Raw genomic sequence first — 17499 nt, 5'->3', positions numbered from 1 at the left:
TTAAATGAGCGAAATTCTTAAAAGTGTTATAGACCCAGAGACTTTAAGCTCAATAGTCGAATTAGGATTTGTTAAACAAATTGAAGAGGGAGAAAATAAGATAAGGGTAGTACTCTCTCCACCTACTTTTTGGTGTCCCCCAACATTCCTATACATGATCCTTGAAGATTTAAGAGAGAAATTAAAGAGAAAATATGAGACAATTGATATAGAGATTACAGCTCATCATGACAGTGAAAAATTAACAAAATGCATAAACAAGGGGCTAAAATTTGATGAGTGTTACGGGGATGAAGCCATGAAAGGACTTTATGATGATTTAAAGAAGAAATTTTACCAAAGATTGGAAAAAGGAATTAATCCTAAAAACAAATCGGACAAGTTAGTAAGATTATCCTTAGGTATAACTGGAGAAATGTGTAAATTATTAGCTGAGGAGAGGATGAAACGTGAAGGCAGTTAGAATTCATGAATATAATGCACCCTTACAATTAGATGAAGTAGATTATCCAAAAATAACTGGGCCTTATGATATCATAGTAAGAATAAAGGGTGCGGGGGTTTGCAGAACTGATTTACACATTCAAGAGGGAATTTGGAAAGATGTATTTAATCCAAAACTACCCTTCACTATCGGGCATGAAAATGTAGGAATAATTGAGGAAGTTGGTAGTGCTGTGGATTGGTTAAGTAAAGGAGACCCGGTAATCCTACATCCGTACATAACTTGCAGACACTGTAAGGCATGTAGGGCTGGTAATGATATGCATTGTCCAAATGGTAAGTTTCCGGGACTTGATGGGACTGATGGAGGTTACGCTGAATATTTAAAAACATCAGCCTATTCGGCTATAAAATTGCCTAAAAATGTAGACCCAACACCAATGGCACCATTAGCAGATGCGGGTTTAACAGCTTACCACGCGGTAAAGAAATTAAAACTAGATCCAGACAGTAGGGTAGTAGTAATAGGAATAGGAGGATTGGGGCATATAGCAGTGCAAATACTGAAGGCAATAACACCTGCAACAATAATAGCTGTTGATGTTAGTGAGGATAGGATAAAATTAGCTAAGGAATTGGGAGCGGATGAGGGAGTAATAGCTGGAGCTGATGGAGGGGTTAATGAAGTATTAAAGTTAACTAACAATGAGGGAGCAGATGCGGTACTGGACTTTGTAGGAGAGCACGGTACACCTAAGAACGCTATAAGAATGATTAAAAAGGGAGGAATATACTCGATTGTAGGATACGGTGGAGAATTTACTAATACGACACTGGATTTCATTAGTAGAGAAATAAGTGTTATAGGGAATTTAGTGGGGACATATAATGAGTTAGCTGAGTTAGTTGAATTATATGCTAAAGGAAAAGTGAAATTAAGAACGCAAATGTTTCGGTTAGAGGAGGCAAATAAGGCATTAGAAATGCTTAAGAGTGGAAAAATAGCTGGAAGAGCAATATTAGTACCATAATCTAGATAGGAATATCATAACATAAATCTAAGCTATTTATTTTCTTCCCTCGATCTTAATTTAACATCTTTCTTCATGAAGGAAATAAGACTTAGTTAGATACTACAATTTAGGAAAATTGCCATATTTTATAGTTTCTATGAGCATACATACAAATATATGTTTCTAATCAAGATACAAGATAGAAGAGTAAATTTAAAATGTATTTTTTAAGAAATCGTGAATTTTTAGGAATTTTCTGTCTATCTATTCGCACTACCTAAAGAACATTTAAGATTATCAATATGTAATATGATAGAAATTTACATTAGATCTTTTAGTACATTTTCTATTATCTTAAATAATTCATCAATAATCTTTTCTATGCAATTATTCTTTATCTTTTTTAACTCCTTTTTATATTCTTTACAGCATCCTTTGCCTCTAAATTCCCTTATCTGCTCATTACAAATTTTCAAAATAAAGTCCTCAATACAGCAATAATATCCTAAGAAGATGAAGTACATACGGAACTCTTTATTTCCCACAGAACATGAAGATCTATAAATATCGGGGACTGTTCTCAAACAGTCATGAAATTCGACAATTTCTTGTAATATTATATCAGTTTACTTCTAATATACTGTATCCCCTTCAAGTAAGCTCGATTCAAGGGTGACCGTGGCGGAATTAGAAGTAATTAAAAGTAAGGATAAGTTACGCCATGGGTAAACACTTTAAAAAGCAATGTTTTATCTTTCGGGAAATTTATACATTTTTGATTAGCAGTTTAAGGGGATCCCTTACCATAAAAAATTATAATATTTATTTCGTGAAGTTATGAACATTTTTAATTTTTACTTCCTAGTCTCATCGCTTATCAAAAAGAAATTTTTAGTTAGTAAGAGGACCTTTCCTTATATATTTTTAACGTGACGTATAGCTGTGATGTTTTCCTAACCTAATAATAAGTAATATAGTATCTTAATATTAGAAACAGAATGATAAAACCTGTGTTTTATATACTCACTCATTTCTCCTATCTTAATAGTAGAAACAGAGTATATGTTCACACTAATCATGATCTAGGAAGAACTTAGTAGCTAAGAATATTGGCTCAAACAGTTTTTATATCTACATACCCCTCCTAATCTTATTCTCACCTCTAATCCTCCAAAGCCCCTTACTAAAGCTCAGTATTTCAATATTTAAAGCATCGATTGCCGAGTCAGAGAGTAAAGGTTCAGTTAAACCTTCAGCAACAGCAACATCTAAAATAGTCGAAGTTAGTTCCTCATTACCATCAATTAAGGTACACTTTACTGCATCTCTATAAAGCTTTATTTCAACTGACGTAGTAGCTTCCTCTGAATATGCAGTTTCTGCCTTCAATTTATCAAGTTCGAGTTGTTCTGCTATTTCCATGGGCAGTGCTATGCTTGGTCTCTCGCTCTCAGCCCCGCTGTTTAGCAGAGCTATAACATAAGCAGTTTTACCCGTTACTGCCTCCAGCTTTATCCTTACTCTCACTCCCACTAACTATCACCTTAAACTTGCCGAAAGTTATTATCTCTCCCCTCCTAAGTTTTTCCATCTTTTCTAACTGCGATTCCGGTACTAATATTATTGCTCTCTTTTTCATAAGAAGAAATTTTTCTTAGTTAGTAATAAGCTTAATGCGTGAAAGTTAATTGAGTAAGAGTTTTTCATAGTAGATGTGAAGGAAAAAGATACAAATCCTAACTCATTATATAAGCAATCCGTAAAATTTTAGGTATCATTAGTTTAACGATATGTTTCTAGATGCAATACAAGCCCAAGGATAAAAGTATTTTAATTAGCCAAGCTAAGATTTCCTCATGGAAATCGCTGTATATTACGACGACAAGTTAGAAAATATAGGCATGGAATTTCTGAGAAAAGAAGAAGTCAGAAAAGTCCTTGATGGGGATACACAATAGAAGGCTAAACTATTTCAGCATAGAACAGTGGTTATTAAATCACGGTAAAGGAGATGTGATTGTCTTCCTTCAAGATGTCTTACCGTATACGGCATTTAACGCTTCTTATATAGACCTTTTTAATCTTAACAATAATCTGGGTAACTTCCTTCTTAAGGGTGGAATCGTTATATGGCTGAGCGATGTTCCGTTTTTCTACAGACTCAGGTGTGATAAGAACGCAGATATAGACAAGGTCAAAAATGAGTTTGAATAGCATTTTATTTTAGAGTAAATTTCATTAAAGCCTAAATATACGCAGAATTCAATAGTTGAATTCATGGCACCGAAACTTAAGCCTTCTGGTCCATCAGTTGGATAAAGATTTAGAGTAACGGTTTGATACCCTCTTATTGGTTCGTAAGGATGGTATCCGTTAGGTCCTCCTGCCCACGGTGCTGGAACAAAGTGAATTGACACATTTGCATTACCCTGCACATTTAAAACGTTAACACCATTACTCGTAACATATAAAGGATTACATGAACTTACAGCATAAATATATTTACCGTTAGGAAGATTGAACGCCAGTTGATTGGAATGACTAGAGTACCTAGCTATGCAGTCATTTCCTTGAGAGAATATTCTAACTACCCACTTATTCCCATCCGGTATGCCGGACTGAGTAAAAACTACGTTTCCAGAATAGGAACTTTGCTCAGAAACTTGCCCATAGTTTGTATGCGATAGCCAAAATTGAAGATCTAATTGCATGTAATTCTGAAAAAACTGTTGTATTGTCGCATTTTGAAAAATCGGTTCGGAATGATTATAAAGTGTTGGGAAACTTACTAACGTTTGAGGACATAGTAGAAATATCAATATAAGAAGGCTTACTAACTTTATTCCTTCATTCTTATTTTTCGTTTTTATCACTTCTTTGGCATAGAATTAAAAAATAGAAATATAAAAGGATTATCTTTTTGAAGACTTCACTGAATCCTTCTATTTTCTAAGATGTTAAACTCATTGATTTTACTTAAATTCAAAATCAAGTGTTGAGTAAAAAGTAGGTTCTGTGTTAGATTCGATAAAAATTCTACGATCTTAAGCTGTAATATAGATATTACAACTTTTACAGTCTCTCTTAAGAGATTTGTTGACATATCGACTTATTATGAGGGATTTCCCCAGCTCCTCTCAACGATTTGCTAATATAATTCTAAATGTTACAATTCGCATTTGATTAGATTCCTCTCCATATGTATCATTAGTCATAGATATTCTATCTTACTCCTTTAGACATAGAATCGTCTATATTACGAATCCAATTTTTATCCCACATCTAGATAAAAGTGCTGATAATAGACGGTTGAAGGTAAACAGTTACAGAGCCTTTAGTACGAAAAGTCAGTATAATGAAGATCTCAATTTACCCTATCCCCTTTACCCCAGTTCTTCTCACTCCGAGGTGTAAGGACAAACTCACCTTATACTGTTATTAAAACTGTTTAATATATCATCGTATAGTTTTTTACGTAAAAACCGTGGGTTAAAAGTGTTTTTATAAATATTTCTATCACGTGTAATTGAATAATTTTTGTTATATTCTATCATTTCTTTAAAAATGTTTAACGTGATGATACTATTCCAGGGAAGGAAGAGTTCAAATTGATTACGTAGAATCTCCGATTTTTACGATAGATTTAAAAACGTAAATTTATTAAAACCGGTGCGACCAATACGATAATAGTACCGTATCACTAACATTTATAAATTAACTCTTTAATTCAATTCAGCATTTGAACAATGCGACCAAAAAAGGGAAAAGAAATTACTAGGAAAAAAGGTCGCAAGAAGAAAAACCTTGAAAACAAAAACTTATAAAGGAGAAAAACGAAAAATGAAGTAAAGTAGTATAAAAACAAAACAGATGAATCCTCAAAGGAATTGAAAGATAACCATTTCATTATTCTCTTCTGTGAAATAGTCTACGATGAATCCTCAAAGGAATTGAAAGTACTAGACAACAGCGGGTCGATGTCATGGTTGGGAAACGATGAATCCTCAAAGGAATTGAAAGTCATGAATTTTTATGTATAGGCTCCCTATTTTTGAAAATAGATGAATCCTCAAAGGAATTGAAAGATTTACTCGATCTAACGAAGGACATGGGTGGTTAGTTTGGATGAATCCTCAAAGGAATTGAAAGATATACTGCAGTACCTTCCCCAACAACCAGTTATAGTAAATGATGAATCCTCAAAGGAATTGAAAGTTTGTAGTAAGGAGTTGTTCCCTCTCATATTTAGGTAAGATGAATCCTCAAAGGAATTGAAAGATAAGATCATCATCCAAACGTTAGCCGATACTTTACGATGAATCCTCAAAGGAATTGAAAGATATTTTGAACTTGAGCATCTTTTTGCATAGTCATGATGAATCCTCAAAGGAATTGAAAGTGTTGACTATCATTACTTTCAGTTTGTTGTTCATCTTCGATGAATCCTCAAAGGAATTGAAAGAATATAACGTAGTCTTCTACGTATGCTTCAAATTGATGAATCCTCAAAGGAATTGAAAGTATTCAAATTCAAACGACATCTTACCACCCATATTACTCGATGAATCCTCAAAGGAATTGAAAGACAACAGCAATATTGGTTAGATTTGCACGAAAACGATGATGAATCCTCAAAGGAATTGAAAGTAGTTTTGTCACTTACTTTGTGAATGATTGGGATAAATGATGAATCCTCAAAGGAATTGAAAGATACGTACAGACACCCTAGCGTTTTGCAAAAAGTCTAATAGGATGAATCCTCAAAGGAATTGAAAGTTATTTTGTGTTAAAGGTATAAACGTGATTACTGATTTCCGATGAATCCTCAAAGGAATTGAAAGTGTGAACTTAATCATTGTCTCAACTCCTTTGATAAATTTGATGAATCCTCAAAGGAATTGAAAGCTCCAAAATCCTGAATTCCTTGAAATTCTCCTCTGAAGGATGAATCCTCAAAGGAATTGAAAGTTCTCTATCATTTGTGTAGAGAAAGATTTAAATAGTTGATGAATCCTCAAAGGAATTGAAAGTACTACCACCATCACCCTACCAATATATCCTGAAATATGAATCCTCAAAGGAATTGAAAGACTATTATTTGGACATTTTCTAGTTCAGAATCTTTAACTAGATGAATCCTCAAAGGAATTGAAAGTTTAGATGTTGATATAATTGGCGTAACAGACGTTGAGCGTAGATGAATCCTCAAAGGAATTGAAAGAATGACCCCCAGTTCTGTCAACAATTTCCTAGTTTATGATGAATCCTCAAAGGAATTGAAAGCAATAGCGTTTAATCTTATCTCGTTATTGTTCATCAACTGATGAATCCTCAAAGGAATTGAAAGATAAACGTTTAGAAAATGGTATTATTGCTAACGACATATTGATGAATCCTCAAAGGAATTGAAAGGTATAGGTGGCTGAGGCAACCATACAAGCCCATCAAACGATGAATCCTCAAAGGAATTGAAAGTGTTTTGGATTTTCACTTTTTTTTCACCCAACATCAACATTGATGAATCCTCAAAGGAATTGAAAGTTGACTCGCCAAAAATAACATTTTGTACACGTTACCAGGATGAATCCTCAAAGGAATTGAAAGTCTCTAGGGGGAGAACATTCTCTCCATAGGGGAAAAAGGATGAATCCTCAAAGGAATTGAAAGTCTTAAAAAAGACCATGTCTACCGTCAACTTCTTCAGTGATGAATCCTCAAAGGAATTGAAAGATTTCTCTCGCCCAGACCAAATCCATTTTTCTACTTTGCGATGAATCCTCAAAGGAATTGAAAGAAGAAGTCGTTAGCGATTTCGTTTAATTCGTCATAGTAATAAAGATGAATCCTCAAAGGAATTGAAAGCACCATGTTTTGTAACATTGCGTTAATAAATATCGTAATGATGAATCCTCAAAGGAATTGAAAGTATTCCGTTTCTGAAGTCGTATTCTAACGTAACTATAACGATGAATCCTCAAAGGAATTGAAAGATTAAAGACAACCCAGCGTTTATCCGCTTCTTAACGATGGGATGAATCCTCAAAGGAATTGAAAGGTTACCGTCTTAATATATAGTTCCTTGAGCTTATCCACTATTGATGAATCCTCAAAGGAATTGAAAGAGGAACCAATATTTTCCTACCTTTCATGTTTACTTGCTCGATGAATCCTCAAAGGAATTGAAAGATAGCATTAGAAACTGCTTTCCCCATTGCCTTCATTGTTAGATGAATCCTCAAAGGAATTGAAAGAATATGTCGTTCTGGTCACCGTTTAAATCGCTAAATATGTGATGAATCCTCAAAGGAATTGAAAGTTTGACAACATTTACAGCGTAATAACGTTATGTTATCGATGAATCCTCAAAGGAATTGAAAGTTATGATACGCCAAAAGATATGCTAAGAGCTCAATAACGGATGAATCCTCAAAGGAATTGAAAGGAAATCAATCCTTTTGAAGATCTGTTGCATAGTCCATCGGATGAATCCTCAAAGGAATTGAAAGACCATTTTTAGCTCACCATTTTTTTAATTGGAAATAATGATGAATCCTCAAAGGAATTGAAAGATTAAATTAGCCGTTGCTTTACCTAATGCTATTAATTTGACGATGAATCCTCAAAGGAATTGAAAGATTGAAACAATGACAGACATCTCGCTCTTGCCATCAACGACTGATGAATCCTCAAAGGAATTGAAAGGATAGAAGGGGAAAAATTTATTTTTTTAAAAGCTGTATACGATGAATCCTCAAAGGAATTGAAAGCGTTTATATATCGTCTTAATGCATTAACGAAACGTTGAACGATGAATCCTCAAAGGAATTGAAAGCTCTACATTAATTTCAACCTTACTACTATTCGTTAAATATGCCAGGATGAATCCTCAAAGGAATTGAAAGGGTTTATTCTTAATTACTCTTTCATAAAGTGCGTCTTCTGATGAATCCTCAAAGGAATTGAAAGCTTTTTTCATCGTTAACTCATTATTTATTGTGTACAAAGATGAATCCTCAAAGGAATTGAAAGTCCATTTGGATCTGTCTTTCAATATGGCGTAAATTTCGTCGATGAATCCTCAAAGGAATTGAAAGAAGACCACTTCCCCCGAAACGCGGGGGCTCTATACTAATGATGAATCCTCAAAGGAATTGAAAGGTGATACAGGTTTAAACGCAATAACTTCCTTGCCATTTTTGATGAATCCTCAAAGGAATTGAAAGTAGTTATTGCAATCCACCATTTTCTATCAAAAAACTATTCGATGAATCCTCAAAGGAATTGAAAGTGAAATCATACAGTCTTGCTTTTAGGGCATTTAGGATGAATCCTCAAAGGAATTGAAAGACGTTATACGCTCTAGCGAAAAATCCTTTGAAGTCGTTTGATGAATCCTCAAAGGAATTGAAAGACTAGGATATCGAAAGCGGTACTCCATTCAAATGTCTTCATGATGAATCCTCAAAGGAATTGAAAGTATCTAGTATCATTAACACTCTAAACTTATATTGCCTTGAGATGAATCCTCAAAGGAATTGAAAGAATTCATTTTTCATTTTCCCCCACCTCACTCTAATATTAGATGAATCCTCAAAGGAATTGAAAGTAAACCTCATCAACCTTGCCATAATATTTTTCAATATACAGATGAATCCTCAAAGGAATTGAAAGTTTCCATCTACATATACACCATGACTATACAATATACCAGATGAATCCTCAAAGGAATTGAAAGGTCGCTTTTACGTTGATTATGCCAGCGTAATATAACCTAAGATGAATCCTCAAAGGAATTGAAAGTGATTTCTTTTGCAATCTCTTGAATATTACTCATTGTAACTCACCTAATTCGATAAATCCCAAAAGGAATTGAAAGTTTTCCAGTTCATCTTTTTCCCGTTAATCTCCTTCATGCCGATGATTCTCAAAAGGAATTGATAAATATACAGCAAGGGATAAAAGGGTGATAAATAAATTATTACGACAATAAAGAGAAGTTACCAGATTATCTTATCCTCATTTTCCTTAAACTCATCTCCGATCATAATCCTCTGATTAAACATTGCCTGCGTTACCGGTAAGATCATTACCGAAAACCTTCCCTCCTTATTCAACCTATAGAGAACTCTAAGCGAAGCTATAACGTCTTTTAATCTCGCTGAGTTCAGATCCCCAATGAACACACTGTACTGTACCCTGATCAAACCCTTTTTCTTTAGCACATCAGCTACTTTATTTCTCATCCCATCATCACTTATATCATAAAATACTATGTACAACATTTCACTTCGCCATAAAGGGTCTATATTCATCTCCGTGGAGTATTGAGTTTACAAGCCTCCTAGCTTGAGTGTATATTTCGTCCTCATCAAAAACGAAGGTGGAGTAAACCACTTTTAAGTCTTTTAACTTCTCATAGTTTTCTCTTGCAAGTCCTATTAATGGCCTGTCTACAAAAGGTGATCTGAACTCCTCCATTAAATCAAAAACCAACGATAATCTTCCAGATCTGAACTTATGGAGGAATCCTATATAGGGGTTTAGACCAGCTGAAATTACTGCTCCCCACACGCTTTTCCTTAACAACCCGTAGCCTATGTTTAACGCTTTATTAAACGGGTCTAGGTTCTCTCCCTTTTTCTTCCTACCCTTAAATCCCAACTCTTTCGGTAAAAGATATTTTACACCTTTCCAATAGATTTTAGCCCCTTCAGCTTCTTTAACCATAATTTCTTCTATATTATTTGCCGTAATTACTTCTTTCGTAATTCCGTACAGTTCATCTCCACCTAATTTAAACCCGTACTTTTTCTCATAATAGTGGATCGTAACCCACTGGTTATGTATTTTACCGTAAATGAACTGCTTAGCGTATTTTTCCGGGTTGTTTTTGGCCTCTCTTATCTGTTTAATCCAAACCTTCATTGAACCGCCGTATTTTGCAGTAATTACTCTAGCTATCGGTTCACTGTCGTGAAAGAAGACTAACTCTATCCCGAATTCGTTCGCCAATCTGATTACTTCAGTTGAGAGGGAAGAATTTACGAGGAAGATTATTGAAGAAACTTCAGCGGGGGAAAGGCTCCACTTCACCTCGTTTTTTACTACACATTCAATTCTACCCTTATTGACTCTTATGTAGGCTCCCCAATCTTTTACAAATGCTATTCTCTTTTCCACATTTGGTAATACAAATTTTTAAATCAAAAATCTAACTAATTTTGTGTTCTTTACTCTTTCAGAGATTCAGTTACTTTCAAGGAAGATGAAGGGATTTCCTAGGGCTATTTCTGAAGAACTTAGGGGATGGCACTGGAATGAACCTCCATTGTACCCCTCTTCAAACACACTGCTTAGCGTTTCCGATTTAACTAACGGTCTTTGTGATTCTGGTAGATATGTGTATTTGAAACATAAGGGTATTATGCCTAAGGCTGAGGCTAAAATAGGGAATACGGTTCATACAACTTATACTACTGCTATAGAGACTATTAAGAGGCTTATTTATGAGCATGAGGATTTAGATAGCGTTAAGCTTAGGACTTTGATGACAGATGAGTTTTACAATCTTAAGGTCGAAGTTATCGAAGTAGCTAAGATTTTATGGGATCATATTGTCTCTATTTATTCTGCCGAACTTGAGAAGGCTAGGAGTAAGCCATTCCTCAGAAAGGATTCTTTAGCCTCTTTAGTAATTCCCTTTTATGTTGAATATCCCGTTGACGGTTCTTTAATAGGTCTTCAGAGTGCTTTGAGGGTTGACGCATTTATTCCCAGTCTTCCTCTAATTGCTGAGATGAAGACGGGGAGTTATAAGAGGGATCATGAGTTGGCTTTAGCGGGTTATGCTTTAGCTTTTGAGAGCCAGTATGAAATACCCGTTGACTTTGGTTATCTTTGTTATGTTAATGTTATTGAAGGTAAAGTCCACAATAATTGTAGGCTTATTGTTATTACTGATACTTTAAGGCAGGAGTTTGTTGAGGTTAGGGATAGGGCTCTCAGAGCAATTGACGATGATGTTGATCCTGGGTTAGCTAAGAAGTGTAGTGCTGATTGTCCTTTTTTGCCTTACTGTAAGGGAGGATAGTGGTATTCGCATTTCTTTTGCTACTTTTAAATGTGAAGGGGAAACTAATCTTGTTAATATAAACTACTTTCACTTAATTCTATTGAATTCTTTGTCCAGAATATCCTAGAAAAGATAACTTATCCATCATTATCATTGAATAATTACTTAAAAGAAAAAGAAAGTTATGTTAGTTTTCCTTAATTTAGACTACTAAGCTTAATAATATGCCTATCAAGATGTTGATAAAGTTTAGTAAGAATACAGAGAATATTATTGTAGCTACTGTCATGTAAATATTACTGACTCTATTCCATATGCCAACATCTCTTCCATTTTTCTTCAAGCTTTCTATTGTTTTCAGATAAGAAAAGTTTTAACTCCTTATTTTCCCTTTATCGCAATTAGATTGTTTATTTTTAGTAATAATATTGCAATTTTATCATTAAATTGTACTTTTCGGAATCATCCATCAATTAACATCATATAACATTGGTTTCTCTATATAGAGATGCAGTGTATATAACTAATTCTGGAACTTTTCAGACACAAAACTTACCTCATTCAATTTTGCGAATTTTTATTCAGACTAATTTTATGCTAAATTATAATTAGTTGTTTTTAAAAGAAAGGCGAGAGGTTCTATTTTTATGTAATAAATGTACTAGAAAAGCATACGAGATACCAGCAGATAAGCCCAATATTATGCCTAGTACTAACGAATTTATTAAATTATATGTATTGAAATATAGAACTAGAGGAATTGCAATAATACCCAGAATAGTAGCTGTTAACAAAATATCATTTCTCCTTTCTTCCAATTCTCTAATGCTATTATCCTTAGTTAATTCTACCTTTTCCCTAAGGGCCTGGTAATCTGCATCTGCCCCAAAAAGTCCTCCTAAGCTTTCTGAAAAGTTGTTTAAAGTAAGGAGCAAAATCAATGTCATATAATTCATAAAGATCGTCTATCATCTCATTTTCTATATAAAGTATCTTCTCGCTTTTTTCGTAAGCTATTATATTATATATAGAATAAAGTGTAGCTAGTAACATAGAAAGAGATGAGATTAAGAAATAGAAATGTTCCATGAATTTAAAGCGGAATAAACTTCAATTCCCTTTTCATAATCTCTCACATTCATTATGGAGTAAACAGTGTATTCGTTCGCAAAAGATAATTCGCCGTAAATATCATAATCAAGAAAATCTCTTCTAAAATCGAAGGTGTTATAGCTGCGAGTCTTTTCGCTTAATATTTTGTGTAAGCGTTCTAGCCAAGCCCTATCTGGTTTCTCCTCATAAGCCAAGTTTAAGATGACTCTCTCAACAGCTAGTCTGGGTATACATTTTCCAGAGTTCTCCAGGATCTGTATATGTCTTATGTAACAACTCTCAATTAAATCAACTAAAGTATCCCACATATTCTGCTGTTTCTCGATCTTCTTATAGATCTTTGTTGAGTCTGAGAACATGAATATTAAGGCTAAAAGAATAAGTGCAAAGAGATCTCTGATCTCAACTTCTTCGTTATTAGTATTTTTGAAGATCTTAGAGAGATTAGAAATGAAATTCCCTTTATTAGAAATTTTTTCATTAATGTGATTGAAAAATTTCTTTAAAAATCTACAAGATCTCCGCTTATTATTTTTTCAAATCTGGCAACTCCAGGTGTTCATCGGAATTAATAACAGAATCCCCTATTGCGTTCCTAGGAATAAATAGTAGACTAAGAGAAAAAGTTTTTCTGATTTGGTATTCTTCATTTTCAACGAATTGTACTATTGGAATAACATAAAAGTCTATTTTACTCCCCTCTTTTATGGTAAACTCTGCTATTGGTAATACTAAAAACAGTATTCTGGAAGCTAAGTCCATCGAAAATAAGGCCCAACCTTTCGGAGCGGGGCTGTCGTTATATAGAAAGAGAAAAATAGTATCATATGCTACTTTCAATTTCTCATTATCATTATTTTTATCTAGGGCGATGAGTAGTACGCCTTCACTATACTCCTCATTCCTTGTTTCTTTTTCCTTTTTGATGCTACATCTTACTTTTGTTTCGCAAGGTTTTACACTAGTCACTTGTATCGGAAGATACGTATCTTTGTCATTAACGTTTTGTGCAATTTTAAATTCTGGTATACTAAGATAAGGGTATTCTGCCGAATAATATGAGGATCCCATAATACTACTATATTGTATTGAATGGTTTCCATCTATAAGCTCACTTATTTCCTTCAGCGTCTTTACATCAAATCCAGTAATATTCTCTAAAAATCTCTAATCTTTTTCTTTAGATAAAAGTATCCAGTTTTTTGCTTTTTATGCTTTAAGAAACTTATTACTTTACAGTATTCACTATCAAGTCTTATCCCACTGGTAAGCGTAACGAAAAATCTTAACTCGTACCCGCAACAACTACTTTGGTCATTATTCTCCATATATAAATATAACCATATGAGGACTTATAAATATAATATCTTTCTTAGTAAATGCAAAGGGAAAATTCACTAATACAAAGTATATCTTGTTGTCTTGATTATCTAACACACTTTCTATTGTAGATAAATCTAGTCCTTTATAACTATTATGAACAAGGACTATATTATATAAACTCATTTCTAATATATTGTATTACCTTCAAGTAAGCCTTATTTAAAGATGTTATCTTTCTCGAGAAGATGTGAGGATAAATAAGCTGGACTTGTCAGGTTACCTTCGAGTACCTCACAACTTTTGCACATAAGTATTTTATAAAACAATATTTACTCTTTACATTTCTAGATCCTTTCAGTTACTCAAGATAGTAAAGACATTTTTATATTTACTATAATATTTTTATAAACATTTTTCGAAATTGATGACTGTCTGAGAACAGTCCCTAAAGTTTTCCCACATTGCCTCTTTCCTCCAGTTTCTTTGGCATGCAATGAGATTTGTTAGTTTAATAACTGGAATAAACATACATTAAAACTAAATTATGAAACATCTCTACAAACAGTAAGAGTGTAAAAAGTATTTATTAACCTAAATAATAAGATCAAGAAATTATCTAAGAGAAGGAAAAAGAATCTAAAATACTACTAGTGAATAAAAGATTCATTGCTAGAGTCCGCATTATTTCTCTTACTCATAAACATTCTTTAGGGGTCTTTCACCTCTTTTCCTAGCTATTACTACTTATTTTATCTCTTATCTTGATATGAAAACTTTTATATATTACATTATTTATTAAATTATATCTAAGCGAAAACCATGAGTAGAATTCCTAAAGAGGGCTAGATCAGAGATATTATATACACATCAATAGTGAACCATTTGAATTCCAATAGAATACCCAACGTAGTTGTGCCAGAGCCTGTGCTACCTGACAATAGGAGGCCCGACTTAGTAGTCTATATCTGTGCCAGAGAGCACTGCTATATCTTCATGGTCATTGAAGTTAAATTTGACACTAAAGTCACAGAAAGTCAGGCAGTAAGGCAAGCTCAAAACTATGCCTCTATACTGAAGCCCTTATATACAGTAGTGGCTGGTTTAACCAAACATGGATACTCTTTAATCATACTTCAAGGCTCAAGAGAAATATTCCAATACCCTTATAATTCTCTAAAAGATCAAATTAACGGCCTTATAGATTTCTTGTCTAGGAACGTTGGCTCATTTACTGCTTCTTTATCGTCGATTAGCATGGAGAACATTATGAGCCAAATTATGAGAGCCCCGACTTACGAACGATTCTCAAGAGCAGAATTTTATAGAATAATTAGTAAGACTGGTTATTATCCAGTTTCTGAGTGTACTATTCCTGATCCTACTGGCATGAATCCCTTATATCCCGACCTAGTGGTCTACAGAAACGGAAATACTATAGACTGTGATTACCCCTTACTAGTGCTTGAGTTTAAGTCTAACTTAAGTAAATCAGCAACATCTCAAGTTATCAATTACGCTAAGAGTCTACTGCCTTATTATTATGGTGAAGTCTACGGCCAAGGACGCGATGTACTGGTGAAAATCTACGATAGGCAGAATAAACTGATTATCAACAGATCAATAAAGTTAGGGAACCCGTACGTTAAAGACGTAGATGTTGAGAATATCTTATCGAACCTACCACCAGTTCCCAATCCTACTTACTCTCCTTTGAACGGAATAATCCATGTCTCTCAGCTAGTTCAATATGGTGCTAAAGTGTCAAGGCTTAGTCTTGTACGTAGGCTAGGATATTCTATTCCAGGCTTTTCCCTCGACCTATTTGAAGGACAAAAATTCCCAGATCAGAACTACACAATAGTGATAGATTGCCTAGCCAAACTAACCAGACTCGTATTCTTTGATCCCACCAACAGTCTAGAGTGGTGTGAGTTTAAAAACGGGGAGTTGATTAAGTGTAACATTCCTGTAGATGCTGTGATGTCATCTTCTCCTTGTAGCGTTCTCTTCGATAAAATATTCCCTTAACGATAGGCCAAAAAATACCCCTTAAAAATAAATCTATTGTACTAGTAATTGCTCTTATAACTTTATTCGAATAAGTTTCTTTCTTAGTTATATTTTTTAATTTTGAAAATTGGACTGTTCTAAAACAGTCATCAATTTAAAAAAGATATTTGCAGAAATATTGTAGTAGCCATAAAAATGATATCTACTAGCACGAGTCACTAAAAGATATAGAAATATAAAGAATGGTTTTTAAATAGTTGTATATGAAGACCATGAAATTAGCATTTATTGGAAAATCGTTGCACAAGATAATTCTTACAAAGAATTTTCTAATACTTATATCTAATTTCAGTAAATAGGATAAGTTATATCGTTTTCATAGTAAGAATATTCACTGCTAAGAATGATTTATTTAAAAATTATCTTATCGTTAGGATTTTACGTAAACTGCTACATGAAATCTTTATACAGTTACCTAACGAGTATAGGTTATTTATCCTCGTGTCTCCCTGAGTTGGACAACATCATTAAATAAGGTTTATTTGAAAACGATTAAACACAATATTGACAATTTATATAATATTAAAAATAATTTTAGAATTCCATGTCTGCATGAGAACAGTCTCAATTATCGACTTAATATCTTTCTGAGAAGTCTTAAGTAGTTAGTAAAATTCATTAACCTGATAAATAGTATAACTATCATTATCTAAATTAAATTTCTATTATTGAACCCCAACCTTTTTCAATGAAGTAACCAACAAAGTCTTTATTATATAGTATCTCTACGGTTGGCATTAGTGATAATCTTATTTGAAGCCTTTTGCCTATCTCAAAACCTAATGATATTAGTCTATAAGTTAACTTGTTTGTTACCATCTTTATTTTCACGTTTTCTGAATTCCATTCAATATGATTTTCATCTCCTTTATCGATTATTGCAGGTGAGGCTAGTAACCTTTTTCCTAGTTTTTTAAAACTTACTTCCTCGATACTTATTTTTGCGGGTCTAGATTCTCCTCCAAAAGGTACTATAAAGCCGTTTAGTTTTTTAGCGTTTTCGTCTTCAACTTCTATTAGAATACCATATTTTTCTACTTCGGTATCGATTATTTTTCTTGATAATTTGTATAAATCGAGCATTTTTTCCATATAAATGTAGCCTTCTTTAGTTATTTTGGTTTTTCTGTCTATGGCTATCCCTATTCTCCTTTCAAAGTCTTCCTCTTCTATTCTAATATCATTCTCTTTGCCTTCAGTATTACACTTTAGTCCTTGAGGGAACATGTGAACACATAATGCCACCTTATCCTTGCCTTTCACATAAAATAACGGACCCTTAAATTTAGGTGTTTCTATGCCTAACCTTTTGACTGTATAAGCGTATTTTAAAAGCCCGTAAATTGTTGAAGGCATAGGTAAAGGTTCAAAGTAACCAGTATTAATTGAACCGCTTATAAGTATTGAACTATATCCTCCCCATTTAAAAACTACTGAACCTAATGGTCTTATGAGTAAGTACAC

Annotated in this window: 15 protein-coding genes and 1 CRISPR repeat array; of the genes, 4 read left to right on the top strand and 11 right to left on the bottom strand. The window is 33.6% G+C overall.

Annotation, left to right across the window (positions count from 1 at the left end; genetic code table 11):
- Positions 1-4: 4 nt before the first annotated feature.
- Positions 5-463: an iron-sulfur cluster assembly protein gene (locus tag D1869_RS14635; RefSeq protein ID WP_156015780.1), complete on the top strand. Its 459-nt coding sequence runs from the start codon at positions 5-7 to the stop codon at positions 461-463.
- Positions 450-1475, top strand: a complete 1026-nt coding sequence (locus D1869_RS14630) for an NAD(P)-dependent alcohol dehydrogenase (RefSeq protein ID WP_156015779.1) — start codon at positions 450-452, stop codon at positions 1473-1475. Before D1869_RS14635 ends, D1869_RS14630 begins: the two co-directional genes overlap by 14 nt.
- Positions 1476-1777: 302 nt before the next feature.
- Here the strand turns inward: D1869_RS14630 and D1869_RS14625 are convergent, their stop codons facing one another.
- The 6 genes from D1869_RS14625 to cas1 form a co-directional block, all read right to left on the bottom strand.
- A complete protein-coding gene (locus D1869_RS14625; RefSeq protein ID WP_231113654.1) occupies positions 1778-1981 on the bottom strand; it encodes a hypothetical protein in 204 nt (67 codons plus the stop codon).
- A gap of 607 nt (positions 1982-2588) precedes the next feature.
- Positions 2589-2990 carry a hypothetical protein gene (locus tag D1869_RS15595; RefSeq protein WP_231113653.1) on the bottom strand — a complete coding sequence of 134 codons (402 nt, stop codon included), beginning with the start codon at positions 2988-2990 and terminating at the stop codon, positions 2589-2591.
- Entirely contained in the window at positions 2947-3096 is a 150-nt protein-coding gene (locus tag D1869_RS15210; protein WP_184651000.1) for a hypothetical protein, read from the bottom strand. Before D1869_RS15210 ends, D1869_RS15595 begins: the two co-directional genes overlap by 44 nt.
- A gap of 514 nt (positions 3097-3610) precedes the next feature.
- Positions 3611-4330, bottom strand: a complete 720-nt coding sequence (locus tag D1869_RS14615; protein ID WP_156015778.1) for a hypothetical protein — start codon at positions 4328-4330, stop codon at positions 3611-3613.
- A gap of 996 nt (positions 4331-5326) precedes the next feature.
- Positions 5327-9333: direct repeats of the CRISPR family, unit length 25 nt; unit sequence GATGAATCCTCAAAGGAATTGAAAG.
- 121 nt (positions 9334-9454) lie between these two features.
- Complete coding sequence (gene cas2 / locus D1869_RS14610; RefSeq protein WP_156015777.1) at positions 9455-9739, bottom strand: CRISPR-associated endonuclease Cas2; 285 nt, start codon at positions 9737-9739, stop codon at positions 9455-9457.
- 1 nt (position 9740) lies between these two features.
- The gene (cas1, locus tag D1869_RS14605) at positions 9741-10637 is read right to left on the bottom strand and encodes a CRISPR-associated endonuclease Cas1 (protein WP_156015776.1); all 897 of its coding nucleotides are present in this window, start codon (positions 10635-10637) and stop codon (positions 9741-9743) included.
- A 43-nt stretch (positions 10638-10680) separates the two neighbouring features.
- Here cas1 and cas4a point away from each other — a divergent pair, with 43 nt between their 5' ends.
- Positions 10681-11547, top strand: a complete 867-nt coding sequence (gene cas4a, locus D1869_RS14600) for a type I-A CRISPR-associated protein Cas4/Csa1 (protein WP_156015775.1) — start codon at positions 10681-10683, stop codon at positions 11545-11547.
- A gap of 840 nt (positions 11548-12387) precedes the next feature.
- Here cas4a and D1869_RS14595 read toward each other — a convergent pair.
- The 4 genes from D1869_RS14595 to D1869_RS14580 all read right to left on the bottom strand — a co-directional run bounded on the left by D1869_RS14595 (position 12388) and on the right by D1869_RS14580 (position 13970).
- Positions 12388-12582 (bottom strand): hypothetical protein, encoded by a 195-nt coding sequence (locus tag D1869_RS14595; RefSeq protein WP_156015774.1) that lies wholly within the window; start codon positions 12580-12582, stop codon positions 12388-12390.
- A gap of 14 nt (positions 12583-12596) precedes the next feature.
- Positions 12597-12950 carry a hypothetical protein gene (locus D1869_RS14590; protein WP_156015773.1) on the bottom strand — a complete coding sequence of 118 codons (354 nt, stop codon included), beginning with the start codon at positions 12948-12950 and terminating at the stop codon, positions 12597-12599.
- 220 nt (positions 12951-13170) lie between these two features.
- Positions 13171-13713, bottom strand: a complete 543-nt coding sequence (locus tag D1869_RS14585; protein WP_156015772.1) for a hypothetical protein — start codon at positions 13711-13713, stop codon at positions 13171-13173.
- 86 nt (positions 13714-13799) lie between these two features.
- A complete protein-coding gene (locus tag D1869_RS14580; protein WP_156015771.1) occupies positions 13800-13970 on the bottom strand; it encodes a hypothetical protein in 171 nt (56 codons plus the stop codon).
- Between the two features lie 868 nt (positions 13971-14838).
- Here D1869_RS14580 and D1869_RS14575 point away from each other — a divergent pair.
- Positions 14839-15993, top strand: coding sequence for a hypothetical protein (locus D1869_RS14575; protein ID WP_375781481.1), 1155 nt, complete (start codon positions 14839-14841; stop codon positions 15991-15993).
- Between the two features lie 696 nt (positions 15994-16689).
- Here D1869_RS14575 and D1869_RS14570 read toward each other — a convergent pair.
- A complete protein-coding gene (locus D1869_RS14570) occupies positions 16690-17499 on the bottom strand; it encodes a type III-B CRISPR module-associated Cmr3 family protein (RefSeq protein WP_156015769.1) in 810 nt (269 codons plus the stop codon).

Origin of the sequence: Sulfurisphaera ohwakuensis (assembly GCF_009729055.1) — an archaeon.
Lineage (GTDB): Archaea > Thermoproteota > Thermoprotei_A > Sulfolobales > Sulfolobaceae > Sulfurisphaera > Sulfurisphaera ohwakuensis.
The sequence above is the reverse complement of the archived record's forward strand: the minus strand, read 5'-3'. Positions and strand labels throughout refer to the sequence as shown.